24 protein-coding genes are annotated in these 23,813 nt (G+C 65.3%); 15 read left to right on the top strand and 9 right to left on the bottom strand.

Features of this window, described 5'->3' with window-relative positions; genetic code table 11:
• Positions 1-495 precede the first annotated feature (495 nt).
• Entirely contained in the window at positions 496-2,121 is a 1,626-nt protein-coding gene (locus XI02_RS43305; RefSeq protein ID WP_172646443.1) for an FMN-binding glutamate synthase family protein, read from the top strand.
• 12 nt (positions 2,122-2,133) lie between these two features.
• Here the strand turns inward: XI02_RS43305 and XI02_RS43300 are convergent, their stop codons facing one another.
• The 4 genes from XI02_RS43300 to XI02_RS43285 form a co-directional block, all read right to left on the bottom strand.
• Positions 2,134-3,606: an FAD-dependent monooxygenase gene (locus XI02_RS43300; RefSeq protein ID WP_172646444.1), complete on the bottom strand. Its 1,473-nt coding sequence runs from the start codon at positions 3,604-3,606 to the stop codon at positions 2,134-2,136.
• A gap of 103 nt (positions 3,607-3,709) precedes the next feature.
• Positions 3,710-5,698, bottom strand: coding sequence for a carbohydrate porin (locus tag XI02_RS43295; RefSeq protein WP_244980898.1), 1,989 nt, complete (start codon positions 5,696-5,698; stop codon positions 3,710-3,712).
• A 374-nt stretch (positions 5,699-6,072) separates the two neighbouring features.
• Entirely contained in the window at positions 6,073-7,728 is a 1,656-nt protein-coding gene (locus tag XI02_RS43290; RefSeq protein ID WP_172646446.1) for an NRAMP family divalent metal transporter, read from the bottom strand.
• Positions 7,729-7,904: 176 nt separating this feature from the next.
• Positions 7,905-8,210, bottom strand: coding sequence for a hypothetical protein (locus XI02_RS43285; RefSeq protein WP_172646447.1), 306 nt, complete (start codon positions 8,208-8,210; stop codon positions 7,905-7,907).
• A gap of 338 nt (positions 8,211-8,548) precedes the next feature.
• Here XI02_RS43285 and XI02_RS43280 point away from each other — a divergent pair, with 338 nt between their 5' ends.
• The gene (locus XI02_RS43280; protein ID WP_016840607.1) at positions 8,549-8,818 is read left to right on the top strand and encodes a metal-sensing transcriptional repressor; all 270 of its coding nucleotides are present in this window, start codon (positions 8,549-8,551) and stop codon (positions 8,816-8,818) included.
• A 117-nt stretch (positions 8,819-8,935) separates the two neighbouring features.
• Here the strand turns inward: XI02_RS43280 and XI02_RS43275 are convergent, their stop codons facing one another.
• Together XI02_RS43275 and XI02_RS43270 are read right to left on the bottom strand one after the other, a co-directional pair.
• Positions 8,936-9,205: a hypothetical protein gene (locus tag XI02_RS43275; RefSeq protein WP_018269139.1), complete on the bottom strand. Its 270-nt coding sequence runs from the start codon at positions 9,203-9,205 to the stop codon at positions 8,936-8,938.
• Positions 9,206-9,350: 145 nt separating this feature from the next.
• Positions 9,351-10,157, bottom strand: a complete 807-nt coding sequence (locus XI02_RS43270) for a creatininase family protein (RefSeq protein WP_172646448.1) — start codon at positions 10,155-10,157, stop codon at positions 9,351-9,353.
• Between the two features lie 144 nt (positions 10,158-10,301).
• Here XI02_RS43270 and XI02_RS43265 point away from each other — a divergent pair, with 144 nt between their 5' ends.
• The 11 genes from XI02_RS43265 (at position 10,302) to XI02_RS43215 (ending at position 19,882) form a co-directional block, all read left to right on the top strand.
• A complete protein-coding gene (locus tag XI02_RS43265) occupies positions 10,302-11,345 on the top strand; it encodes an ABC transporter substrate-binding protein (RefSeq protein WP_069280433.1) in 1,044 nt (347 codons plus the stop codon).
• A 328-nt stretch (positions 11,346-11,673) separates the two neighbouring features.
• A complete protein-coding gene (locus XI02_RS43260; RefSeq protein ID WP_172646449.1) occupies positions 11,674-12,480 on the top strand; it encodes an ABC transporter ATP-binding protein in 807 nt (268 codons plus the stop codon).
• The gene (locus tag XI02_RS43255; RefSeq protein WP_016840612.1) at positions 12,477-13,265 is read left to right on the top strand and encodes an ABC transporter permease; all 789 of its coding nucleotides are present in this window, start codon (positions 12,477-12,479) and stop codon (positions 13,263-13,265) included. The genes XI02_RS43260 and XI02_RS43255 overlap by 4 nt, the downstream gene beginning before the upstream one ends.
• Positions 13,265-14,248: a 2-hydroxyacid dehydrogenase gene (locus tag XI02_RS43250; protein ID WP_016840613.1), complete on the top strand. Its 984-nt coding sequence runs from the start codon at positions 13,265-13,267 to the stop codon at positions 14,246-14,248. The genes XI02_RS43255 and XI02_RS43250 overlap by 1 nt, the downstream gene beginning before the upstream one ends.
• Positions 14,248-14,943, top strand: a complete 696-nt coding sequence (locus tag XI02_RS43245) for an AprI/Inh family metalloprotease inhibitor (protein WP_069280431.1) — start codon at positions 14,248-14,250, stop codon at positions 14,941-14,943. Before XI02_RS43250 ends, XI02_RS43245 begins: the two co-directional genes overlap by 1 nt.
• Positions 14,944-15,220: 277 nt before the next feature.
• Positions 15,221-15,616, top strand: a complete 396-nt coding sequence (locus XI02_RS43240) for a YciI family protein (RefSeq protein ID WP_016840615.1) — start codon at positions 15,221-15,223, stop codon at positions 15,614-15,616.
• 48 nt (positions 15,617-15,664) lie between these two features.
• The gene (locus tag XI02_RS43235) at positions 15,665-15,835 is read left to right on the top strand and encodes a hypothetical protein (RefSeq protein ID WP_194483339.1); all 171 of its coding nucleotides are present in this window, start codon (positions 15,665-15,667) and stop codon (positions 15,833-15,835) included.
• A complete protein-coding gene (locus XI02_RS43230) occupies positions 15,799-17,055 on the top strand; it encodes an RNA polymerase sigma factor (RefSeq protein ID WP_194483495.1) in 1,257 nt (418 codons plus the stop codon). The genes XI02_RS43235 and XI02_RS43230 overlap by 37 nt, the downstream gene beginning before the upstream one ends.
• A 195-nt stretch (positions 17,056-17,250) precedes the next feature.
• Positions 17,251-17,628: a hypothetical protein gene (locus tag XI02_RS43225; RefSeq protein WP_172646451.1), complete on the top strand. Its 378-nt coding sequence runs from the start codon at positions 17,251-17,253 to the stop codon at positions 17,626-17,628.
• Positions 17,629-17,822: 194 nt separating this feature from the next.
• The gene (locus tag XI02_RS43220; protein ID WP_018269137.1) at positions 17,823-18,851 is read left to right on the top strand and encodes a putative zinc-binding metallopeptidase; all 1,029 of its coding nucleotides are present in this window, start codon (positions 17,823-17,825) and stop codon (positions 18,849-18,851) included.
• A complete protein-coding gene (locus XI02_RS43215; protein WP_016840621.1) occupies positions 18,848-19,882 on the top strand; it encodes an ATP-grasp domain-containing protein in 1,035 nt (344 codons plus the stop codon). The genes XI02_RS43220 and XI02_RS43215 overlap by 4 nt, the downstream gene beginning before the upstream one ends.
• A 10-nt stretch (positions 19,883-19,892) precedes the next feature.
• Here the strand turns inward: XI02_RS43215 and XI02_RS43210 are convergent, their stop codons facing one another.
• The 3 genes from XI02_RS43210 to XI02_RS43200 form a co-directional block, all read right to left on the bottom strand.
• Positions 19,893-20,165 (bottom strand): hypothetical protein, encoded by a 273-nt coding sequence (locus tag XI02_RS43210; RefSeq protein WP_172646452.1) that lies wholly within the window; start codon positions 20,163-20,165, stop codon positions 19,893-19,895.
• A 357-nt stretch (positions 20,166-20,522) separates the two neighbouring features.
• Positions 20,523-21,149: a Crp/Fnr family transcriptional regulator gene (locus tag XI02_RS43205; protein ID WP_016840624.1), complete on the bottom strand. Its 627-nt coding sequence runs from the start codon at positions 21,147-21,149 to the stop codon at positions 20,523-20,525.
• Positions 21,150-21,219: 70 nt separating this feature from the next.
• Positions 21,220-21,600: a hypothetical protein gene (locus tag XI02_RS43200; RefSeq protein WP_172646453.1), complete on the bottom strand. Its 381-nt coding sequence runs from the start codon at positions 21,598-21,600 to the stop codon at positions 21,220-21,222.
• A gap of 55 nt (positions 21,601-21,655) precedes the next feature.
• On the opposite strand from XI02_RS43200, the gene XI02_RS43195 reads away from it, so the two are divergent.
• Positions 21,656-22,681, top strand: coding sequence for a L,D-transpeptidase (locus XI02_RS43195; RefSeq protein ID WP_244980899.1), 1,026 nt, complete (start codon positions 21,656-21,658; stop codon positions 22,679-22,681).
• 162 nt (positions 22,682-22,843) lie between these two features.
• Positions 22,844-23,647, top strand: a complete 804-nt coding sequence (locus XI02_RS43190; protein ID WP_244980900.1) for a dienelactone hydrolase family protein — start codon at positions 22,844-22,846, stop codon at positions 23,645-23,647.
• Positions 23,648-23,813: the final 166 nt, after the last annotated feature.

The raw sequence follows: 23,813 nt of genomic DNA, 5'->3' as shown, positions 1-23,813 counted from the left end.
GAATCGAGAACCATCCTCATCGTCGTCCCTGCGAAAGCAGGGACCCATACGCCGCGGCGGATCTTGTTGAAGGGACTCGTCGTTCCAGCGTGGCCCAACAATTGGCATTTGTGGTTATGGGTCCCTGCTTTCGCAGGGACGACGGGTTAGAGGAGCCGCAGACTCACACCACGATTTCGGAATAGTGGAATTGTGCCGGTGAGTTGCCCGACGTGTCAAGTCGCCCTGTCGAGCACCGGCCGCAGCCGGCTCCTTTGCATGGGGTTGTTTTCGATATTTTGGCAGCGCGCCCCTGCGACGGCAGGTTGTCGCATCCGCTCCGCTTCGTTGCAGTGCAAAAGCCGGTCTCGTTTCAATTTGACCGGTATCCGCACCCGCCGATTCGGGCGGTTGTCACATCTGTGACTGCTCGGCCGTATAACCGTAGTGCACTTGTTCCGCGAGTTGGATTAGGCTCGCGGCCGACAGGGTATTTGGCCAGACCGGAGGAATTTCATGGATACGATGCTGCTTCCGTTCTCGCCACGCTTCATCGTGCTGACGATCTGCGCCGTCGTCACCGCACTGCTGCTGCTGGTTGGAATTTTCGATCACAAGGTCTTCAAGATCGTCCTGATTCCGCTGGTCATCTTCGGCGCCCTGACATTGCTCGGCATCCGCGACCTCACCCAGAAGAACCACGCGGTGCTGCGCAACTACCCGATCTCGGCGCATGTCCGCTTCCTGCTCGAGGAAATCCGCCCCGAGATGCGGCAGTATTTCTTCGAGAGCGAGAAGGACGGCATGCCGTTCTCCCGCGACACCCGCGCGGTGGTCTACCAGCGCGCCAAGATGGTGCTCGACAAGCGGCCGTTCGGCACCCAGGAGGACGTCTATCGCGAGGGCTATGAGTGGATGCACCACTCGGTGGCGCCGAAGCCGCGTGCCGACCAGAAATTCCGAATCACCATCGGCGGCCCCGACTGCACCAAGCCGTATTCGGCCTCGGTCTTCAACATATCCGCCATGAGCTTTGGCGCGCTGAGCCCGAATGCGGTGCGGGCGCTCAATGCCGGCGCCAAGAAGGGCGGCTTCGCCCACGACACCGGCGAGGGCGGTGTCAGCCCGTATCATCGTGAGATGGGCGGCGACATCATCTGGGAGATCGGCTCCGGCTATTTCGGCTGCCGCAATCGCGACGGCACCTTCAATCCGGATCTCTTCGCAAGCGTCGCGGGCGAAGACCAGATCAAGATGGTCGAGCTCAAGATCAGCCAGGGTGCCAAGCCCGGGCATGGCGGCGTGCTGCCGGCGGCGAAGGTTTCCGAGGAGATTTCCAAGATCCGGGGCGTGCCGATGGGCGAGGACTGCATCTCGCCGGCCTACCACAAGGCGTTCTCGACGCCGCTGCAGATGATGGAATTCGTCGCCCGGATGCGCAAACTGTCCGGCGGCAAGCCGGCCGGCTTCAAGATGTGCATCGGCCATCCCTGGGAATTCCTCGCGATCTGCAAGGCGATGCATGAGAGCGGGCTCTATCCCGACTTCATCGTGGTCGACGGCAATGAGGGCGGCACCGGCGCCGCGCCGCTCGAGTTCATGGACCATCTCGGCATGCCGATGCGCGAGGGCGTCAATTTCGTCCACAATGCGCTGATCGGCATCGGCGCGCGCGATCGCATCAAGATCGGTGCCTCCGGCAAGATCGCGACCGCCTTCGACATGGCGCGCGCGATGGCGATCGGGGCCGACTGGTGCAATTCGGCGCGCGGCTTCATGTTCGCGCTCGGCTGCATCCAGTCCCTGAGCTGCCACACCGATCGCTGTCCGACCGGCGTGACTTCGCAGGACCCGATCCGCAACCGCGCGCTCTATGTGCCCGACAAGATCGACCGCGTGTACAACTACCATCACTCGACCCTGCACGCGCTGACCGAGCTGCTCGCCGCCGCCGGCCTCGAGCACACCAAGGAGCTGCGCCCGATCCACTTCTCGCAGCGGAGTTCGACCACCGAGGTCTCTTCCTTCGCCGGGCTCTATCCGACGCTGCGCCCCGGCGAGCTGCTCGAAGGCACCCAGGACCGCCGCTTCCGCGACGCCTGGGCGATGGCGCGCGCGGATTCGTTCCAGCCGGCGGGGTAGGGGCTACGCTCGCTACGTACCAGCGGACGGGCCGAACCATTTGATCAGCGCCTCGGTTAGCCCGGCCTGCGTTCCCTCGCCGACCCACGCCGCATAGCCATCGGGCCGCACCAGCACCGCGGTCGGCGCCGAAACCGTGCCGCGCACAGGAAGCTCCCATGCGCCGCGATACGCGGCATCGACCAGCTGAACCCGGTCGGTCCATCCCGCGATGGCGATGCTGCCGGGCGCGCCGAAATTCAGCAGCACCGGCCGCGCGCAGTGCAGCAGCGCGAAGACCTGTATCGGGCCGTCGGCGGTGACGAGATCGAGATCGGGCATGCGGCGTCCGAGCAGCGGATGGCCCTCGCCAAGATCGTAGTGAAGGTCGAGGCCGGACATCATCGCGGCGAAGCATCTGCGCGGCTCGTCCATGCGCAGCAGGTCGGAGACGATCTCGTTCAGCGCCCTGGTGCGCGGATCGGTGCGGTTGAGCGCGACATGCGCCATGGTGTTGCGCAGCACGCGGGCCGCCACCTTTTGCCGTTCGGCCTCGTAGGTGTCGAGCAGGTTGTCCGGCGCGATCCGCTTGATTACCTGGGCGAGCTTCCAGCCCAGATTCACCGCGTCCTGCACGCCGATATTGAGACCTTGGCCGCCCATCGGCGGATGCACATGGGCGGCGTCGCCGGCCAGCAGCACGCGCTGCTTGCGATAGGTCACGGCCTGCCGGGTCATGTCGGTGAAGCGCGAGATCCAGACCGGACTGTGGATGCCGAAATTGGTGCCGTACGCGGCGACCAGCGCCTCGCTGACGTCGCGCAAGGTCGGCTCCCTGTCGGTGCCGAGTTGCCGCTCGGTCAGCACCAGCCGCACCCGCCCGCCATCTTCCGCCTTGCCGATCGCCGAGATGCCGGTGTCGTTCTGGCGAAAGCCCCATTCCGGCTCGCCCGACATCTCGGCCTCGGCGATCAGCCAGCTCGTGGTCGGATCCCATCCGGCGAATTCGATGTCGGCCGCTTTGCGGACGACACTCCGGCCGCCGTCGCAGCCGACGAGATATTGTGCCCGGAGCAATTGGCCATCCGACAGTTCGACGTCGACGCCGGCGTCGTCCTGCGTGAAGCCGGTCACGTCGCGCGCGCGATAGGTCTGCACCGCCAGTTCGCCGACCCATTCGCCGAGCAGGCGCTCGATATGGTTCTGCCGGAGCCCCAGCGTGAAATTGCGCCGGGTCGGAAAGTCGGTGATATCCAGTGGCACCAGGTGCGAATGGAACAGCACTGCCGGATGGCGCGTTCCCAGCGCGACGAAGCGGTCGCCGATGCCGCGCTGATCGAGCACCTCGATGGTGCGCGCGTGCAGGCCGCCGGCCCGCGCGCCGATCAGGTCCTCCCTCGCGCGACGCTCGACAATCGCAACATCTATTCCCGCCAGCGCCAGCTCGCCCGCCAGCATCAGCCCGGTCGGACCTCCGCCGGCAATCACCACAGCATGTTCCCGCATCCCGCACTCCTCCGTTCGATTGGGCGCGCGTTCTACGGGATGACCCCGGGCTTGCGGCAAGCCCGGGGGGCCTACATATATCTGAGTGGGGAGAGGGTGCGCCTCAGAACTCGCCGTGGACGCGGCCGGAGAAGATGTGCACCGGGCCGCGGTCGGCGTTGTAGGCGGGGTTGGTGATGAACTGATAGTCCGCAGTCAGCGTCAGGTTCTTGTTCACCTGATAGGCGTAGTAGGTCTCGAAGATCCGCTCCGGGCTGTAGTTCAGCGCACCGTCGCCGATCAACAGGCCGAGGCCGCCGGCGGCAAGGTAGTCGCGATGCGCTGATGACAGCCCGTTGATCGCGCCGCCGATGCCGATCGTGTCGTTCGCCCGTCCCCACCTGCTGCCCTTGATCGACAGGCCGCCCGAGACGCTGCGGTCGACATCGGTGAACGACAGGATCTCGGTCCGGCCGTCGTTCCAGCTGAGGCGGCCGAACAGGCCGACGTCGGTTGCGATCTGCTGCTCGCCGTTCAGATAGAAGCCGTATTTCAGATTGTCCTTGCGGATGCCGGCCATCACGTCGTTGATGTCGAGCCCCGGATTGGCGTCCTCGATCGCGAGCGCTTGGGCGTAATTGCCGGTGTTGCCGCGGTTGCCGAACATGCCGACGCGGAGCTTGCCGGGTTGGTCGAAGATCGAATAGCGGCCCTCGAACTCGACCACCGCGCCGCCGGTGTCGAACACCAAAACGTCGCTGTTCGGCGCGTTCGGCACCTGGAACACGCCGGCGCGCACCGCCCAGTCCTTGCGGTTGAGTTCGACCACCGCGCCGCGGGTGTAACCGGGCAGGTCGGCCGGGAAGTCGTAGGCCGCGGACGCCCACATCGCCCAGTTCATGAAATCGGCGCGCGGGTCCTTGGCGTAGGAATTGCCGTCGAAGAAATCGCCGACCGCAAAGCGCCCGACCACGAGCGTGAGGCGGTCGATGTCGCGCTTGCCCGCGATCTGGTTCGGGCCGTCGGCGACGTCTTGCTGCTCGCCGCCAAAGCCGAAGGTCTGCTTGAAGTAGTAGCGCTGCGGCCGGATTTTCGGAAACGGCGCGCCGGCCTTCTGCGCTTCGCCGTTCGAGAAGCCGGCGAGGCCGAGCGTGCCGTTGAGGCCAAATCCCTGCGCGGTTTCCGGGTTGAAGTAGAACTCGCCGCCTTCCCAGAGCCGCACGCCGAGAAACGCCGTCGTGGTCCAGGTCTGCTGTAACTGCCCGGCGCCGGGAAGGCTGTTGGTGCCGGCATAGGGCGAACGGAACGACGCATAGGTCTGCGGCAGCAGCGTCGTCTGGCCGTGCACGCTCCAGTCGCTCGATTCAGGCAGCGCGGTGCGCGTCGGCGTCGCCGACCATGGCGAGTCGCCGAGCTGATAGTTGAGGCCGAATTTCAGCAGATGAATGCGCGGGTCGATGCTGACGCCGGGCATGCCGAATTCATTGAGGCCGAGCGTGCGGCGCGACAGGTCGACATAGTCGTATTCGACCTTGGCGGTCCAATTGCCGCTCACCGCGAATTCGGCGCCGGCGCCGACGGTCCAGCCGGTGTGGTACTGGCCGGGCTCCGAGATCACCTCGCCCGCGGCGTCGTTGACCCGCACCTGGCTGTGGCCCCAGGCGAAACCGCCGGTCACGTAAGGCATCCAGGTGCCGAAAGAGTAGCCGGCGCGGCCGCGCAGCGTGCCGACATAGTCGATCGACGAATTGAAGGGGCCGAGCACCCGCCGCGGCAGGTCGGTCGGGCCGGTGAAGGTCGCATCCGCCTCGACACCGAGCACGAAGCGGTTGGCGAATTCCTTGTTGTATCCGACCTGGAAGCCGCCGATCCCGCCGGTGATGGTGGGCGGAAAGAACACGCCCTGTTCCAGGATCGGGTTGGTGCCGGGACCGAGCGTGCCGTCGCCATAGCCGACATGGGCGCCGACATAGAACCCGGTCCAGCTGTAGACCGCCCTGGCGGCGGGGGATTTGAGGGCCAGATCGGCCGCGGTCGCCGGCGCGCCGAAGGTTGCCGCACCGAGGGCTGCGCCGGCGGCGATCTGGACCCGGAAGAGGCGGACGCAGGTCATGACGCGGCTTTCCGCGAGCAAGTGGCGGTTTCGCCCGGCATCACTGCAGATTTGGTGGCCGCTTGCCACCCGAGATTTGAAATCATCGCCCGTCGTCCCCGGTCCGATCCGTGTCGTCCCATCCAAAGCCAGATCAGCACCTAGCATCCCCTGCTGCTTATTGCAAATAATTCGCAATAGCAACTGAGGCGCGCCCAATACCGCTCCGATTTGCACGCCACCGTGACAGTCACGTAACAGCGCGAGGCGGCAGGCCGCATCGGCTGCGATCGACCACGTGTCTGCGGCAAATCGGTCGAGACCCGACCGTTCAATCGACGCCGCCATTGTCCTCATCCTTTGTGTCGATGAATGCCGGCCGCGACTGAGCGCAGTCACGCCCCCACCGTGGCGAGCTGGACGATCCGCAGCAGCACGAGGCCGGCGGCGACGACGAGATAGCCGCGCAGCACGATCATCCAGATCCGGCTCAGCGCGCTGAGCCGCGCCGGCGGCAGCCGGTCAAGCGGCGGCATCCGCCAGCTGTCGCGGTCGATCAAACAAGGCTCTTGCGAGGGCTTGCGCTTGAAGCGGAAGGACGCGTTTCCGCGCGACGACATCTCGTCGAACTTGACGGCTGCGGTGACCGCCAGTGCCAGCAGGCCGCCGCCGACGAGGATGCCGATGATCCATTCCTCGCCGAGATCGGGGAACAGCACCGCCGCGGTCAGGATCACCGACAGCATCACCAGCCCCGCGACCACCGCGCCGGTGAACAGGTTGAGTTTGGTCGAATTGACCCAGGGCCCGAGGATGTGACGGTCGTTGCACAGCAGCAGCAGGAACACGGTCGCGCTCGGCAGCAGCACGCCGGCCAGCGTCTGCACCGCATTGGTGAGCAGCCCGAGCGGCGTGCCCGGCGTCAGCACCAGCACCGCCGCGAGCACGATCAGGCCGCAATAGACGCTGTAGAAGCCTTTCGCATCCGACGGCTTGCGATGCAGCGAATGCTTGACCGCGAACACGTCGCCGAGCGCATACGCCGTTGCCAGCGAAACCGCTGCCGCGCCAATGATGCAGGCATCGAACAACGCGAGGGCGAACAGGATGGCCGGCAGCCGTCCGGCATATGTCTCGAGCCCGGCCGCGATCCCCAGCGCGTCGGTGTAATTGCCGAATTCGGGCTTTCCCGCGAACACTGCCGCACAGAACGAGATCATCGCCACCGCGCCGACCACGACCAGCACGATGCCGATGCACAGGTCCATCCGCTCATAACGGATGAAGCGCGGCGTGATCCGCTTGTCGACGATGTAGCTCTGCTGGAAGAACAATTGCCACGGCGCCACCGTGGTGCCGACAATGGCGACGATCAGCAGCATCACCTCGCTGAGCTTGGCGTCTTGCGGCATCTTCGGCACGAAGAAGTCCGCCGCGATCTGGCCGATCGGAGGGTGCACCATCAGGATCACGGGCACCAGCAGCAGGCTGCCGGCGACCAGCACGATGCCGAAGCGTTCGAAGCGGCGGAAGTCGCCGGTCGAGACCGCCAGCATCACGATGACAGCCGAGGTCAATACGCCCCAGAACTGCGAGACGCCGAGGAAATGAAGTGCGAGCGTGATGCCGATGAACTCGGTGACGATGGTCAGCGCGTTCAATACCAGGAGGTCGATGACGCTGAAGGCACCCCAGAACTTGCCGAAGCGCTCGAAGATCAGCCGCGCATGGCCGACCCCGGTGACCGCGCCGAGCCGCACCACCATCTCCTGGTTGACGTAGAGCACCGGGATCAGCAGCAGCAGTGTCCACAGCAGCGTGGTGCCGTAATTCTGTCCGGCCTGGGTATAGGTGCCGAACGCGCCGGCGTCGTTGTCGCCGACCATCACGATCAGGCCGGGGCCGACGATCGCCAGCAGCGTCTTCAGCCGGGCCGGCAAGGTCGCGCGCGGCGCGGTGTCGTCGCGCGCGATGCTGCCGAGCGCGCCGTGGATGTCGCCGGCATGCGCGCTATCAAGAATGGCGGTTTGTGTGGTCTTGCTTTCGGTCATTTCGCGTCTCCTCGCCGCCTTTCGGCACGGCGGGAGGGACGCAGGCCCCGTCAGGCGCGGACGTCTCCGCTGCCGTGAGCAGCAGCTTTTCCAGATCTGATGCGGTTCAATGGTCCCGCTGCCGCGCCGCGATGGCGCGCAACGGGACGACTAGGTCCTTCGTCCATGTCGGCCTCCTAGGCGCACAGCCGCGGCTTTGCCGCGGCGTGGCGCGTGGCTGTTGCGCGCGGGCCGAAACGCCGGCCCACACGTCGCTGCTGATCGAGATCACCGCTGGCGTCTTCGACGATCCAACGGCATTCCAGGCGGCCGTCGATCAGGACCCAATGACAGGCCGGGGTTGGACGCCGGCGGCGGCCCGCCAGGCGGCGAAAGCCCGGCAGATTGTCATTGCAATGAATGGTGGCCGGCGGCGGCATGCGCCGCGGCTCGACAACGCGCCGCGGCCCTGCTTGCCGGAATTTTGCGAGCTTCTCGAACATCGCTCACCTCCACTTCCGCTGGTCGCGGCAGGCCGGTGAGGAGCAGTGGTCAGCTTGGGCGCGACCACCCGTCCACGCAGGCGAGATCTGCGCGATCAGTCTTGCTGTGTTGCGGCGTCACCAGTCCCGGCATCGCCGGTCTACTGTCGCCTGAGTTGCTACTGCCCATGTGCCTTCTGTGCTGGCTCGTGGATCGACTTGTCTCCGGGCCAAAGCCCCGGGGCGGAACGAACGTTCCGGTCATCGGGCACTACGCCCGCGACAACGGTCTGTCAAGCCGATTCCGCTATCCTCCGGGGAGGATCATGATTATCCTCCGGGGAGGATAGGAGAGCCAGATGTCCGACGACCATCCGCACGCTGCGATCGCCCGGCGCCTCAAGCGCGCCAACGGCCATCTCGACACCATCGTCGAGATGATCGAGCAGGGCAGGCCCTGTGCGCAGATCGCCCAGCAATTGCAGGCGGTGGAGAGCGCGATCGAGAGCGCCAAGAAGGCGCTGATCCACGATCACATCGGTCATAGCCTGGAGGAGACTCTGAAGGCGTCAGGGCCGAAGGGCCGCGCCGTGCTGCGCGATTTCAGGCTGGTCGCGAAGTATCTGTGATTGCCGCGTTCAAGGAATTGACCCGCCCGGGGGGATCACCGGACGGGTCGGTTGCGACACGGGGTGGATGAGGACCCGTGCCGAACACAGGATCCGCAACCTTAAGAATTGTGTCGATCAGTAGTAGCAGCTGCGCACGCGGCCGATGTAATTGCCGTAGGCGTCGAACTGGCGCACCCAGCCGCAGCGCCGATAGCCGCCGCCGTAGTAATAGCCGTCGCTGGCCGCGATCGCGCTGCCGACAACGGCGGCGCCGACGAGGCCTGCGCCAACGCCCCAGCCCCAGCCATAGGGCTTCGCTTCAGCCTGCGACGTCGTGGACGCGATGGTGCCGGTCACGGCGAGCGCGGTGAGGGCGAGAGCGGCGAACTTGGTCTTGATCGACATGGAATACTCCATCCTGTGTGGGGCGGCGCCGGTGTGGTCCGCATGCCCGTTGGACGGAGGCTGTCCGGTTCCGGTTCGAAGACCTTGCCGGAAATATGGTTTCGCGAATTGTTTCGTCGCGTTTGTCAGGACGAAGCAATCGCGGTCAGTGGTCGCGAAATGCGCTCGGATCGAACCGGTCCACGTCGGCAAGCAGCTCGCAGAACGCGCGCGCGCCGTGCTCGATCAGCTTCGCGCCCTTCTCGGCCGAGGCCTTGGTCGCATCGCCGATCGCGCCGCTCGGATTGAGGTCCTGCGCCTGCCAGGCGAACGGCGCCGGCCGCTGCGTCGACAGAAAACGATGATCCTTCTCGATCTGCACGCTCGCCGGCTTGAAGTCCGCGATCGCTTCCTTGCGCACGGCGTGCGGATATTTCGCCAGCATGATCGAGGTCTCGACCGCGCCGCCATGAATGCCGTGGCGCAATTCGCCGGCGTCGAACAGCCCGTCCGGCGCGCCGAAGCGCGACCAGCCCGTGGTCACCACCAGCATCTGATGGTGCGCGCGCAGATCCTGCGCCACCAGCTGCATCGCGGCGGAATTGCCGCCATGGCTGGTCACGATCACGAGCTTCCTGACGCCCGCGCGCGCCACGCTCTCGCCGAGCGCCATCCAGCTCTTGAGCGCGACGTTGGTCGGCAAGGTCAAGGTGCCCGGAAAATCGATGTGCTCGGTTGAGATGCCGACCGGCTGCAACGGCAGGAACGTGGCGGGAGTGGTCGCCGGCAGCAACTCTCGCACCCGCGAAAGATAGGCCTCGCCGATCATGACGTCGGTTCCGAGCGGCAGATGCGGCCCGTGCTGCTCGGTCGCGGCCAGCGGCAGCACCGCGATCCAGCGCGCGGCGGCATCCCTGGCGATATCGGGCCAGTGGATGGCGGTCCAGTCGCGGGACGGAAGCTGAGAAGTCATCAAGCCGGTCGTTTCAATACAAGCGTTTCACGGGATGGATTTGCAGGCTAGTTTGTTTAACATCATAACGGGTTCGCGTCTCCGGGCGCGGTCCGCGTCTTCCCGCCTTCCATCATGGGCCATAATGATCGACGGAGTCCAACCATGATCCCGGCCTTTTTGCTGCGAGCGTTAACCACAAGTCTTCTGACCGCCGCGCTTTGCGTCGCCGCGGCGCTTGCCCCGGCGCGGGCGCAGACCTCAGACAAGACCTTGGACAAGGTCTCGTTCGGCACCAATTGGGTCGCCGAGGGCGAGCATGGCGGCTTCTTCCAGGCGCTCGCCGACGGCACCTACAAAAAATACGGCCTCGACGTCACCATCGTGCCCGGCGGTCCCAACGAGAACAACCGTATGCTGCTGATCGCGGGCAAGCTCGACTTCTTCATGAGCGCGAACTCGCTGCAGACCTTCGACGCCGTGACCAACAACGTGCCGCTGGTCGCCGTCGCCGCCATGTTCCAGAAGGATCCGCAGGTCTTCCTGACCCATCCCGAGGTCAAGGCGACAAAGATCGAGGATCTGAAGCCGCTCACGCTTTTGATCTCGAAGGAGGGCATTACCAGCTACTTCCAGTGGCTGAAGTCCGAATACGGTTTCGACGAGAACAAGGTGAAGCCCTACACCTTCAACCCGCAGCCCTTCATCGTGAACAAGCAGACCGCGATGCAGGGCTACGTCACCTCGGAGCCCTTCGCGGTCGAGAAGGCCGCCGGCTTCAAGCCGAACGTGCTGCTGCTCGCCGATTACGGCTTCAACTCCTACTCGACGCTGATCGAGACCCGCCGCGACCTGGTCGACAAGAAGCCTGACCTGGTGCAGCGCTTCGTCGATGCCTCGATCGTCGGCTGGTACCACTACGTCTACGGCGACAACTCGGCCGGCAATGCGATGATCAAGAAGCTCAATCCCGACATGAACGACGAACTGCTCGCCTATTGCGTCGCCAAGATGCGCGAGCACGGCATCGTCGATTCCGGCGATTCCATCAAGAACGGCATCGGCGCCATGACCGATGAGCGGATGGCGAGCTTCTTCGACAAGATGGTGCGCGCCGGCGTGGTCAAGAGCGCTATCGACTATCGCCAGGGCTACACGCTGCGCTTTGTCAACAAGGCGGTCGGCGCCGAGCTCCGGCCGAAGAACTGACTATGATCCGATCTGTTTCAGCATCGGCAGTCGACCTCTCCGTTGATAGGAGAAAGCAATCGCGCGTGGCGTCCGCGAAGTTTGCCCGCGGGCTTCCTTCGCCTCTCGCGCTTGCGGGGGAGGCCGGCGCGCGCATAGCGCGGGCCGGGTGGGGGCTCTCTCCCCGATACGAAAAGCGGAGAGAGCCCCCACCCCAGCCCTCCCCCGCAAGCGGGAGAGGGAGCCGACTGCCGCTGCCTCCCGAATCTCTTATGCGGTCGTCACGTTGTTCGACGCGTGCAGAGGTATCTTTCGCGGCTCGGCTGCGCTCACCACTATTCCGCCGTCGATGGTAGAGAGCACCGTGCTGGAAACCGATGCCGGTGACCTCGCCGTGTGCCTGCGCGGCGTCAGCAAGACCTATGACAGCGGCGTGAGGGCGCTCGGGCCGCTCGACCTCGATGTGAGGCGCGGCGAGTTCGTCTCGCTGCTCGGGCCCTCCGGTTGCGGCAAGTCCACCGCGCTGCGGCTCATTGCAGGTCTCGCCACGCCAAGCGCCGGCACGGTCGAGGTCTCGCATCATGGCGCGGAGCAGCGCGGCAGCCACCGCATCGGTTTCGTCTTTCAGGAGCCGACCCTGATGCCGTGGGCTACCGTGCGCGACAATGTCCGCCTGCCGCTGAAGCTCGCCCGGCTGCCTGCGACCGACGCCGACGCGCGCATCGATGCGGCGCTGGATCAGGTCGGGCTTGCGGAGTTCGCGAGAGCCTATCCGCGCGAATTGTCCGGCGGCATGAAGATGCGGGCGTCGCTGGCGCGCGCGCTGGTGACCGATCCGGATGTCCTTCTGATGGACGAGCCGTTCGCGGCGCTCGACGAGATCACGCGGTTTCGCCTCAACAACGACCTGCTGTCGCTGTGGCGCAGCCTGCACAAGACCGTCATCTTCGTGACGCACTCGGTGTTCGAGTCGGTCTATCTTTCGCAGCGCGTGATCGTGATGACCGCGCGCCCGGGCCGGATCGGCGCGGAGTTTCGCATCACCTCGCCGGAGCCGCGCGGTGAGGAGTTCCGCACCTCGGCCGAATATGCCGCGTTCTGCCGCGAGGTCTCCAGCGCGCTGGCGCCATCCTATGCAGGGCAGGCGGGCGCATGAAATCTCCGCAGGACATTGTCCGTTTTCTGCTGCCGCTTGCGGTGTTCGCCGCTGGCCTCGTGCTCTGGGAAGCCATCGTCCGCGGCTATGGCATCCAACCTTACGTGTTGCCGAGCCCGCTGTTGGTGCTGAAGACGCTGGTTGCGGACTGGCCGGTGCTGTCGCAATCGCTCGGCGTCACGCTCCTGACCACGCTCGAAGGCTTCGTTGCCGCCGCAATCGGCGGCATCGTGCTGGCGCTATTGTTCAACCAGTCGAAATGGCTGGAATATTCGCTGTTCCCCTATGCCGTGGTGCTGCAGGTCACGCCCGTCATCGCGATCGCGCCGCTGCTCCTGATCTATCTGCAGCAGCAGACTGCGGTGATCGTCTGCGCCTGGATCGTGGCGTTCTTTCCGGTGCTGTCGAACACGACGCTCGGCCTCAACTCGGTCGATCGCAACCTCGCCGGATTGTTTCAACTTTACGGCGCCTCACAGCTGCAGACGCTGCTGTTCCTGAAGCTGCCCGCGGCGCTGCCCTATATCCTCGGCGGCCTGCGCATCGCCGGCGGGCTGTCGCTGATCGGCGCCGTGGTCGCGGAGATCGCGGCGGGCAGCGCCGGTGCCGGCTCGGGCCTCGCCTTCCGGATCGCTGAATCAGGCTACCGGCTGAATATTCCCCGCATGTTCGCAGCACTTCTGCTGCTATCGCTGGCCGGGATTGTCATCTATGGGTTGCTGGCGCTAGTTTCGCACCTGTTGTTGCGGCGTTGGCATGAAAGCGCGTTAGGAAAGGACAGTTGATGGCCCCGATTTCTTCCGAAAAGATCGATCTGTTGATCTATGGACCGATCCGGCCAATCCTCGAAAACGGCTTTCCCGATCAATTCGTGCTGCATCGCGCCGAGAGCCGCGGCGACCTCGAGCGGCTGACGCCCGATACGTTGGCCAAGATCCGCGGCATCGCCGTCACCTATCACACGATGGCGACCGACAAGACCGCGCTGGCGCTGTTTCCCAAGCTGGAAATCGTCGGCAGCTTCGGCGTCGGCTACGACCACGTCGATTCCGCCTATGCGCGCGATCACAATATCGTGGTCACCAACACGCCCGACGTGCTGACCGAGGAGGTCGCCGACGTCGCGATGGGCTTGTTGATCGCGACGTTGCGCGAATTCGTCAAGGCCGACCGCTATGTGCGCTCCGGGCTGTGGCAGACCCAGAATTATCCGCTCAGCGTCGGCTCGCTGCGCGACCGCAAGATCGGCATCGTCGGCATGGGCCGGATCGGCCAGGCGATCGGACGCCGGCTGGACGCCTCGCGGGTGCCGGTGTCCTATCACTCGCGCAATCCGTCGAAAGACGTCTCCTACAAGCACTATCCCGATCTGATCGAGATGGCGAAGGCGGTCGACACCTTGATCGTCATCGTGCCGGGCGGCGCCTCGACGGCGAAGATGATCAATGCCGACGTCTTGAAGGCGCTCGGTCCGCGCGGCGTGCTGATCAATGTCGCGCGCGGCTCGGTGGTCGACGAGCCGGCGCTGGTCGCGGCGCTGAAGTCCGGCACCATCCTGGCCGCCGGTCTCGACGTGTTCGCGGCCGAGCCGAACGTGCCGGACGAATTGAAGGCGATGCAGAACGTCGTGCTGCTGCCGCATATCGGCTCGGCCTCGGTGGTCACGCGCAACGCGATGGACCAGCTCGTGGTCGACAACATCAAGAACTGGTTTGCCGGCAAGCCGCCGCTGACGCCGGTTGCCGAAACGCCCGTCAAGGATCGCTGATGTCGTTGTCCCGCTTCAATGCCGTGCTGTGTCTGCTGCTGGCCGCATGCGGTCCGGCAGCGGCGCAGGACGTCACGACGTTGAAGAGGGACATGATCGGGCAGTGGGAGCTCGCCACCACCGAGCGCAGCAAGACCTGCGTCGTGACGCTGAAGGGCGATACGGCGCCGCAAGGCTTCAAGCTCGAGCTCGAGCCCGCCTGCGCCGCCGCGCTGCCCTTCACCAAGGACATCACCGGCTGGAGCATCAAGGGCCTCGGCGACATCGTGCGGCTGCAGAACGCGGCCGGCGAGGCGGTGATCGATTTCACCGAGGTCGAGACCGGCATCTTCGAAGGCATGCGCACCAACGAGGGTGTCTATATCCTGCAAAACCTTGCCGCGGCGCGCTCGCTCGCCAAGTCGATGGACCAGATGATCGGCGACTGGTCGATGGTGCGCGGCAACGGCCAGGCGATCTGCACGCTGGTGCTGACCAACACCGACGCCGGCAACGACAATTTCCAGGTGTTCCTGAAGGGCAAATGCGATCCGGCGGTTGCGGCCTTCAACCCGGCCATGTGGCGGCTCGATCACGGCCAGATGATCCTGATGTCGGCCAAGGGCGAGACCTGGCAGTTCGAGGCCGACGACAACGCCCAGTGGCGCCGCGTCCCCGACAGCGCCGACCCGCTGATCATGCTGCGGGAGCAGTAGGTCGGGCGCTGCTTCGTAGCCCGCATGAGCGCAAGCGATATGCGGGGTGTCTCGCGCGGCTCCGGGTATCGCTTCGCTCACCCGGGCTACGGGACTGCCACAAGCTCCGGTCGTCCCTGCTTTCGCAGGGTCGACGATGGGGGCCGGTACGATCTGCTTTTGCCCGAAAAATAATTCCCTTTCCCCTGTCGATTCACCCTCTCCCGGATCGTCGTTCCCCATAGCGAGCCGGTCTTGCGGCGATCATCGCCGCGTCTCGCCCAACAGGAGATTTCCGATGCGCTTCATGTATATCGTCACCTCGCCCCAGCCCCCGGGCCCGCCGACGCCGGCTCTGATGGAGGCGATGGGCAGGCTTGCCGAGCGGGAAATCAAGGCGGGCCGCATGATCGACACCGGCGGGCTGCTGCCGGTCGCGATGGGCGCCCAGGTCCGCATCACCGACGGCAAGCTCAACGTCGTCGATGGGCCCTTCGTCGAGACCAAGGAGATGATCGGCGGCTACGCGATCTTCGAGCTCCGCAACAAGGAGGAGGCGGTCGCCGCCGCGGTGGAGTTCATGCAGCTGCACAAGGAGCATATGCCGGGCTGGGAGGGCACCTGCGAGGTTCGCCCGTTCGCCACCCCTGGCGCCGACGGCGGCTGTCAGATCGATGTGTCCGCCTGCGCCTGATGCGCCGCGCGAACGGGGCGTCCTCAAGCGAAGTGGACGCCGGTTCGCGTGAAGAAAGCGCGTCAGGCAATAATCCAGGTCGGCGGCGATGACGGCGCGTCCGGCCGATCCGCGGTGGCGCATCGGCATGCCGCGGCTGATGGCGAGCAGCCGGCCAAGGCGCTCGGACCGCGCCGGCCCGCATCCGCCGCCTGCGGCGCATCGAGACGCCGCGGCTGATCACCAGCCTGTCGCGGATGCTGCGCGACGTGCCGCTCGCCGAGGACCTGACCCAGGAGGCGCTGGTCGCCGCGCTCGAGCACTGGCCGGCGGATGGCGTGCCGGAGAAACCGGGTGCCTGGCTGATGGCGACCGCCAAGCGCCGCGCGCTCGACCATCTGCGCCGCAATCGCATGCTGGCCGAGAAGCATGGCGTGATCGCGCACGACCTGGCGCGGGAGCAGGAGACCATGCCCGACTTCGATGCCGCGCTCGACGACGATATCGGCGACGAATTGCTGCGGCTGATCTTCACCGCGTGCCATCCGCGCCTGTCGCGGGAGGCGCGCGCCGCGCTGGCGCTTCGGATGATCTGCGGCCTCACCACCGAGGAGATCGCGCGCGCCTTCCTGCAGGCGGAGGCGACCATCGCCCAGCGCATCGTGCGCGCCAAGCGCACACTGTCGGAATCGGGGCTTGCCTACGAGACGCCGCGCGGCGAGGAGCTGTCGGAGCGGCTCGCCTCCGTGCTCGAGGTCGTCTATCTCATTTTCAACGAGGGCTATACCGCGGCAAGCGGCGACGAATGGCTGCGGCCGCAGCTCTGCAACGAGGCGCTGCGCATGGGCCGCGTGCTGACCTCGATCGCGCCATCGGAGCCGGAGGCGCACGGGCTGCTGGCGCTGATGGAGTTCAACGCCTCGCGGATGGCGGCGCGCACCGATGCGTCCGGCGAACCGATTCTGCTGATGGACCAGAACCGCGCGCGGTGGGATCGCCTGCAGGTCCGCCGCGGGCAGCTCGCTTTGGCGCGCGCCCGCGAGCTCGGCGGCGCCGGCGGCTTCTATGCGCTGCAGGCCGCGATCGCCGCCTGCCACGCCGCGGCCGGCACGCCTGATGCGACCGACTGGAACCGCATCGCCGCGCTGTACGGCGATCTCGCCGCGCTGCTGGATTCACCCGTGATCGAGCTCAACCGCGCGGTTGCGATCGGCATGGCCGAGGGGCCGCTTGCCGCGCTCGCGATCGTCGACAGCCTCGCGGATGAGCCGGTGCTGAAATCCTATCATCTGCTGCCGAGCGTGCGCGGCGATCTGCTGCACAGGCTGAGCCGTTTCGCGGAGGCGCATGCCGCGTTCGAGGCCGCCGCCGCGCTGGCCGGCAATTCGCGCGAGCGTGAGTTCCTCAAGCGGCGCGCCGCGATCGCCGCGCGTGCCGCGCAGGATCATGGCTGCCGCTGACGGCTCCGCGATTCGGCGGAGCGAAACCACGTAGCCCGCATGAGCGAAGCGACATGCGGGTCTTTGCCACGAGTGACCCCGGGTGTCGCTTCGCTCACCCGGGCTACAAGGTTGCTGCGGGTCGTCGTGTCCGCGATTTCGACTCAAACCTGCGGCATGCTCGGACGAAATTCTTTTGGACCGGGAACTGCCACCATGACGAAGCCATCCGTGCTGGCGATCGGCCTCGACCCGACCTTCGTCGATCTGTCCGTCATGCCGCAGTTCACGCCCGAACTGGTGCGCGGCTATCTCGACGCACAGATCGAGGGCCTGCGGACGCTCGGCTACGACGTCGAGAGCTGTCTGATCGACCTCGGCGATACGGCGGAAGCCGTAACGGCGGCGGCCCTCAACGCGCGCCGCTACGACTGCGTCGTGATCGGTGCCGGGCTGCGCGAGCCGCCGGAGCGGCTCTTGCTGTTCGAGACGGTCCTCAATCTGGTGCACCGGCTCGCCCCCGATGCCGCCATCTGCTTCAACACCAGGCCGGCCGACACCGCCGCGGCCGTGCAACGCTGGGTCAAGCCCTAGGACGCAAGATGAGCGTCGCCTCGAGCCGGCGAATCGGGGTCGGCGCGCTGCCCGCCGCCCAAGGCGGACGCTCGGGCCGGGTCCGGCCCGCTGCCGGCATTGGCCGGGGGCGCGGCGCGAAGGCCCGGCGGTTGTTGCCGGCGGCAACCTATGACACCATTCAGAGTCCGATTTGTTTTAGACTTTGGAAGCCTATGCCGCGCCGCAAATTTGACTGGGAAAAGCTGACGGACGAGCAGTTGCTCGCGCAACCGCTCAGCCGTCTGAGGGTTGCCGTCGAGGGCACCTGGCTCGCCGATTGTGTGAATACGCTCTATGAAGAGCTCGAGGAGCGCGGCGTCCGGTTGCGGCCGCACACATGGATCTCGAGCGAATGGTTCAGCCCGGCCGATGTGCCCGGCATCGCGATCCCGTTCTACCTCGCCCATCCCCGCCTGATGAAGCTCGAGAAGAAGATGATGCTCGACGTCGAGGGCGCCTCGTGGTCCGAGTGCATGGCCATTCTCCGCCACGAGGCGGGGCACGCCGTGCAGCACGGCTACCAGCTGCAGCGCCGCCGGCGCTGGCAGCAGCTGTTCGGCCCGTCGTCGCAGCACTACCCGCGCTACTACCGGCCCAATCCGGCCAGCCGCAATTACGTCCAGCATCTGCGGCTCTGGTACGCGCAGAGCCATCCGGACGAGGACTTCGCCGAGACTTTCGCAGTGTGGCTGCGGCCGCGCTCGAACTGGCGGACGCGCTATGCCGGCTGGCCCGCGCTGAAGAAGCTCGAATATGTCGACGAGCTGATGGGCGAGATCGCCGGCAAGCGGCCGCTGCTCGCGACGCGCGAACGGGTCGATCCGCTGCATACGCTCAAGCAAACGCTCGCCGAGCACTACAGGAAGAAGCAGGCATTCTACGCCTTCACGCCGCCGAAGACCTACGACCGCGATCTCTCCAAGCTGTTCTCCGCCGATCCGCGGCATTATCGGCGTCCGCCGGCCGCGGCCTTCATCAGGCGGCACCGCGCCCAGATCAGGCAGCTGGTGGCGCGGTGGACCGGCGAGAACCAGTTGACGCTCGATGCCGTGCTCGACGACATGATCTCGCGCTGCCGCGAGCTCAATCTGCGTGCCGTCGGCCCCGAGCAGAAGCTCGTGACAAACTTCACCATTCTGCTGACCGCCAAGACCATGCACGCGCTGTTCGGCCCGTCGCGCCGGAAATGGATCGCGCTATGAAACAGCTTCGCATTCTGGTGCTGATGCACCCGGACTGTGTGCCGCCCGACTCCAGCGATGGATACAGCGCGCGGGAGATCAACGAGTGGAAGACGGAATACGACGTCGTCAGCACCCTGCGCGCGGCCGGCCATGAGGTTCGTCCGCTCGGCGTGCAGGAGGAAATCAAGCCGGTGCGCGACGAGATCGAGGGCTTCAAGCCGCACGTCGTGTTCACGCTGCTGGAGGAGTTTCACTACGACGTCGTGTACGACCAGCACATCGCGAGCTATCTCGAACTGATGAAGATCGCCTATACCGGATGCAACCCGCGCGGCCTGATCCTGGCGCGCGGCAAGGATCTGTCCAAGACGCTGGTGCACCATCGCCGGATCCCGGTGCCGGCCTTCGCGGTGTTTCCGATGCGCCGCAAGGTCAAGCGGCCGCCGCGTCTCGAGCTGCCGCTGATCGTCAAGAGCCTGAGCAGCGATGGATCGCTCGGTATCTCGCAGGCGTCGATCGTCGATACCGACGAGAAGCTCGCCGAGCGCGTCGCCTTCATCCATGAGCGGATCGGAACGGCCGCGATCGCCGAGCAGTTCATCGAGGGACGCGAGCTCTATGTCGGCGTGCTCGGCAACAACCGGCTGCGGGTGCTGCCGGTGTGGGAATTGAAATTCGGCAGCATGGGCGGCCCTGCTGCGCGCCAGATCGCCACCGAAAAGGTCAAGCACGATACCAGCTATCAGGAGCGGGTCGGGATTGCCGATGGCCCGGCCGAAGACCTCACGCCGGAACTATCCGCCCATATTCAACGGCTGGCGAAGCGCATCTACCGGACCTTGGGGCTCGACGGCTATGCGCGCATCGACTTCCGCCTGTCCACCAACGGCGTTCCGTATTTCATCGAAGCCAATCCCAATCCCGAGATCGCCAAGAGCCAGGAGTTCGCGACGGCCGCCGGGCATGACGGGCTCAACTATCCGGATCTGCTGCAGCGCATCGTGACGCTCGGAATAAGCCGCGCCAAGGCCGGCGCATCGCTGGGCTGACTCCAGCCCGTCAAAGGCTGCGCTGCATCGGATGGCGTCGCGCATCTTTGGGGATGAACATCGCAAACGCTTCCCTAACGCGCGCGGCCGGCGTCACGTTGCCGGCGGCTGCGGACACAGGGGCCGCCGTCGGATGAAACGCGTCCGGTTCCGGCCAGCGCCGTGCAAGGACTTCGTTTACCGAAACCGGCATGGCGAGCCCATCACCGCGGCAGCTGTCGTAGACGTACAAACCGGCAAGAAAAATCGATACGACAACAAGGATCGTCCTGAAAATCGGCATTGTGTTTGCGCCTTCTTGATTGAGGCGGACAATGCCCGGTGACGGTGAACCGCGCGTTTAGCGCTCCGGTCGATCGGCCGATACGGTTCCCAACTCATGAACGTCGGAGCGTAAACGGCCCGCTTACCAATGCCTTCAAGGTTGCGGCAACCAGCTTTCCTCACCGGCGAGAAAGAAGTCTCTGGCATTGAGAGACCAACAACAAGACTGAGGAGGCACCATGTTCGTCGCCATTCGAGTCATGATCCTGATCGCCAGTGCATACGCCGGCTCGGCCGTTGCAGAGATGCAATTTGCGCCGCTGCCGAGCCTTGCGGCTTCGTCCGCGCCGTAGCGCCGGCACGGAGGCGACCCGCGTTACGCCGGACTGGGCGTCATCGCGCCGACCCCGATTGTGCGCGCTGCGTTTTCCGTCATCCTCGTCGCCGTCAGCCGCAGGAAATACAGCGACAGTCCCGGGTTGCGCTCGCACAGCTTCCTCAGCGCGCCGTCGCTGATCCAGAGCAGATCGACGTCGGTCGCGGCTTGAGCGGTCTGCGTGCGGCGGCGCTCGAGCGAAAACAGCCCGATCTCGCCGAACAGTTCGCCCGCCGAGACCCCGCGATCGATCTCGGGAAACCTGACCTCGCCGGACACGACCATGTACAGCAGGTCGGCGTCGTCGCCCTTCCGGAAGATCGTTTCTCCCGCCTTGACGTGCTTCGGCTGCATGAACGGCTGCAGCCAGTTCGGAGAAAGGTCCGTCGCTGCAGCACGCTTCGCTTTCCGAAGCAGCCGAACCATCTGGAACAGCAACACCACGTTCAGCGGCAGCAGAATGATATGCAGGATGAGCACCGGGTAGATCCCGTCGCCCAATCCATAGCTGATGAACGCCAGATTGCTGAATATCGCGACAGCGCGCAGGCTCAGCATCGTGCTCATGCAGAACGTCAGCAACACGAGAGCCGACGCCAGATAACCCAAACCATCGATCAACGTCATGACAACGCCCACTGGAAAATGAATTGCAAGCAAACCGATCTGAAACGACCGGCAGCATACACCAGGGCATTCATTTTCCTGAGCGGAAATATCGCCGGCCCGCGCTCGCGGCGGTGCACGCGTCGTGACGCGGCCTCAGCTCGACGAACGTGCGCGCGAGCCGCCTGCGCGCGCGGCCGGCGACCGACCTTGCCGCCTCTCGCGCGGCCTCGGCCTTGCGAATGATCGTCGTCACCGCGGACGCCGGCGACGCCGCGACGAAGGCGACATCCTTCGTCTTCGAGAGGCCGCCGATGCCTTCGCACGGTGCTTCGCTCGGTAAATCGATGCGGATGGCGAACGTGTCGGCATGCTTGATCCGGTCCTCCGCCTTGGTGCCGGTGATGGTCCGGACATAGTCGTATAGTCGTGGGTCAGCTGCTCCGCGGCGGAACTTCGTCGCTATTCGCATTGGAACTTCGAGGCTTTCCGTAGCTTTATGGAAGGTAGCCATGTTGGGATGCACGATGTTCCGACCGCTTTCCGCTGCGCGTTTTGCTCTTGTCCTTTTGCTCGTGTCGGCCGCGCCGGCGGTGGCCGCGGGTCTCGATGCCGCCGCGATCAATGACGAGGCGGCGCCGCCGGCAAGATTGCCGGACCGTCGTCAGCTCAGCGCCTTCATTGCCAGGCTCGAGATCCTGCTCGACCGCGCGCATTTTTCTCCCGGCGAGATCGACGGCAAGCTTGGCGACAACGCGCAGAAGGCGCTGAGGGCGTTTGCCGAGGCGAGTGGAGTGTCCTTCGACAAGGCGGTGACGACAGAGCTCTGGAGCAGGCTCACCGCCGCCAGCGACGGGCCTGCGATCATCAGCTACACGATCGTCGATGCCGACGTGAAGGGACCGTTCGTGAAGAGGATCCCCGCGAAGATGGAGAGCATGAAGAACCTGCCGGCGCTGGGCTACACCAATCCGCGCGAAGCGCTCGCGGAGAAATTCCACATGAGCGAGGCGCTGCTTCAGGCGCTCAATCCGGGACGGAAGTTCAACAAGGCCGGCGAGACCATTGCGGTTGCGAACGTCGTCGACGCCGGAAACGCAACGCCGATCGCGCGCGTCGAGGTCGACAAGACCAGGCAGACGCTCAGCACGTTCGATGCAGCAGGCAAGCTGCTCGGTTTCTATCCTGCGACGGTCGGCAGCGCGGATAAGCCGACGCCGAGCGGAGCGCTGAAGGTGACGGCGATCAACAAGAACCCGACCTATCGCTACAATCCAAAATACGCGTTCAAGGGCGTCAGATCGAAGACGCCCTTCACGATCAGGCCCGGTCCGAACAACCCGGTCGGTGTGATCTGGATCAACCTCTCGGGAGAAGGCTACGGCATTCACGGCACGCCCGATCCCGGCAAGATCTCCAAGGCGGAGTCGCACGGCTGCGTCCGGCTCACCAACTGGGACGTGCAGCGCGTCGCGGTCGGTGTCGCGAAGGGCACGCCGGTTGCGTTCGTCGACAGCGCGACAAGTTTAGGAGCGGTGACCGAGACGCGCTGACCGTGACGCAACATCGTTCACGCATCAGCAACCGACGGAAATATCGGCGCGCTCGAGAGATGATGCGCAGCCTGCGAAGCAAAGCGGCTCCGCTTTCCACGCCTAGCGCGAGATTCGCTGGTATGCCAATGTCGCGTCGTGCCAAACCCGCAGGAGGTCAGCATGCGAACGATCATAACGAACATAGTGGGAGCACTCTGCGCCATCGCGATGGTCGCGAGCGCACACGCAGCGGTGAAGGAGGAGCCGGTCACCTACACCGACGGCGAGACCACGATGAAGGGTTTCGTCGTCTATGACGACGCGACCCAGGCCAAGCGGCCCGGCATCGTCATGGTGCATGAATGGTGGGGCATCACCCCGCATATCCATAACGAGGCGCGGAAGTTCGCGGAGCAGGGCTACGTGGCCTTCATCGCGGACATGTACGGTGACGCCAAGACCGCCGACAACCCGAAGGACGCCGGCGCGCTCTCCGGGTCGGTGATGAAGAACCCGAAGGTGATGGAGCAGCGCTTCAACGCCGCACGCGAGCAACTTGCCAAGCAGGCCTCGGTCAATCCGCAGCGGATCGGCGCCGTCGGTTACTGCTTCGGCGGCGCGGTGGTGCTGAACATGGCGCGCGCCGGCGCCGATCTCGCCGCTGTCGCCGGCTTCCACGCCTCGCTCGGTCTCAACACTCCCGCACCGGCGCCGGGCACCGTCAAGGCGAAAACCTTGATCCTGAACGGCGCCGAAGACCCGTTCGTGAAGCGCGAGCAGTACGATGCGCTGAAGAAGGATTTCGACGCGGCGAAGGCCGACTACCGCATCGTCGAGTATCCCGGCGCGGTACACGCGTTCACCAATCCCGAGGCCACCGAGCTCGGCAAGAAGTTCAATTTGCCGCTCAGATACGACGCCAAGGCCGATCAGGAATCCAAGGCCGAAGCCGCCAAGCTGTTTGCCGCCAACCTCAAGAAATAAACCAAAGGGCCACCCAAACGGTGGTCCTTTTTCATTCGTGGCTGCTTTGGCCGCGGAAGTGGCAGGGCCGCGGCCTCGCTGGCGCGTTCGCGCCTTGAAGCCATGCGGAAGACGCAGCCGGCCGCGCGGATGCCAGCCGTCTCGCACGGTTGCCACGGGGCGCTCC

This window comes from Bradyrhizobium sp. CCBAU 21365 (genome assembly GCF_015291305.1).
Taxonomy (GTDB): domain Bacteria; phylum Pseudomonadota; class Alphaproteobacteria; order Rhizobiales; family Xanthobacteraceae; genus Bradyrhizobium; species Bradyrhizobium elkanii.
Note: the sequence above shows the minus strand (reverse complement) of the source record. Positions and strands in the feature narration are given on the sequence as shown.

Excerpts from the sequence above, each read along its gene's own strand:
- XI02_RS43265 (WP_069280433.1), top strand. The coding sequence starts at position 10,302 with ATGATCCCGGCCTTTTTGCTGCGAGCGTTAACCACAAGTCTTCTGACC.
- XI02_RS43295 (WP_244980898.1), bottom strand. The coding sequence starts at position 5,698 with ATGACCTGCGTCCGCCTCTTCCGGGTCCAGATCGCCGCCGGCGCAGCC.
- XI02_RS43260 (WP_172646449.1), top strand. The coding sequence starts at position 11,674 with ATGGTAGAGAGCACCGTGCTGGAAACCGATGCCGGTGACCTCGCCGTG.
- XI02_RS43280 (WP_016840607.1), top strand. The coding sequence starts at position 8,549 with ATGTCCGACGACCATCCGCACGCTGCGATCGCCCGGCGCCTCAAGCGC.
- XI02_RS43205 (WP_016840624.1), bottom strand. The coding sequence starts at position 21,149 with ATGACGTTGATCGATGGTTTGGGTTATCTGGCGTCGGCTCTCGTGTTG.
- XI02_RS43305 (WP_172646443.1), top strand. The coding sequence starts at position 496 with ATGGATACGATGCTGCTTCCGTTCTCGCCACGCTTCATCGTGCTGACG.
- XI02_RS43220 (WP_018269137.1), top strand. The coding sequence starts at position 17,823 with ATGCCGCGCCGCAAATTTGACTGGGAAAAGCTGACGGACGAGCAGTTG.
- XI02_RS43250 (WP_016840613.1), top strand. The coding sequence starts at position 13,265 with ATGGCCCCGATTTCTTCCGAAAAGATCGATCTGTTGATCTATGGACCG.
- XI02_RS43195 (WP_244980899.1), top strand. The coding sequence starts at position 21,656 with ATGTTCCGACCGCTTTCCGCTGCGCGTTTTGCTCTTGTCCTTTTGCTC.
- XI02_RS43215 (WP_016840621.1), top strand. The coding sequence starts at position 18,848 with ATGAAACAGCTTCGCATTCTGGTGCTGATGCACCCGGACTGTGTGCCG.
- XI02_RS43300 (WP_172646444.1), bottom strand. The coding sequence starts at position 3,606 with ATGCGGGAACATGCTGTGGTGATTGCCGGCGGAGGTCCGACCGGGCTG.
- XI02_RS43255 (WP_016840612.1), top strand. The coding sequence starts at position 12,477 with ATGAAATCTCCGCAGGACATTGTCCGTTTTCTGCTGCCGCTTGCGGTG.
- XI02_RS43240 (WP_016840615.1), top strand. The coding sequence starts at position 15,221 with ATGCGCTTCATGTATATCGTCACCTCGCCCCAGCCCCCGGGCCCGCCG.
- XI02_RS43210 (WP_172646452.1), bottom strand. The coding sequence starts at position 20,165 with ATGCCGATTTTCAGGACGATCCTTGTTGTCGTATCGATTTTTCTTGCC.
- XI02_RS43285 (WP_172646447.1), bottom strand. The coding sequence starts at position 8,210 with ATGTTCGAGAAGCTCGCAAAATTCCGGCAAGCAGGGCCGCGGCGCGTT.
- XI02_RS43275 (WP_018269139.1), bottom strand. The coding sequence starts at position 9,205 with ATGTCGATCAAGACCAAGTTCGCCGCTCTCGCCCTCACCGCGCTCGCC.
- XI02_RS43190 (WP_244980900.1), top strand. The coding sequence starts at position 22,844 with ATGCGAACGATCATAACGAACATAGTGGGAGCACTCTGCGCCATCGCG.
- XI02_RS43245 (WP_069280431.1), top strand. The coding sequence starts at position 14,248 with ATGTCGTTGTCCCGCTTCAATGCCGTGCTGTGTCTGCTGCTGGCCGCA.
- XI02_RS43225 (WP_172646451.1), top strand. The coding sequence starts at position 17,251 with ATGACGAAGCCATCCGTGCTGGCGATCGGCCTCGACCCGACCTTCGTC.
- XI02_RS43270 (WP_172646448.1), bottom strand. The coding sequence starts at position 10,157 with ATGACTTCTCAGCTTCCGTCCCGCGACTGGACCGCCATCCACTGGCCC.
- XI02_RS43200 (WP_172646453.1), bottom strand. The coding sequence starts at position 21,600 with ATGCGAATAGCGACGAAGTTCCGCCGCGGAGCAGCTGACCCACGACTA.
- XI02_RS43290 (WP_172646446.1), bottom strand. The coding sequence starts at position 7,728 with ATGACCGAAAGCAAGACCACACAAACCGCCATTCTTGATAGCGCGCAT.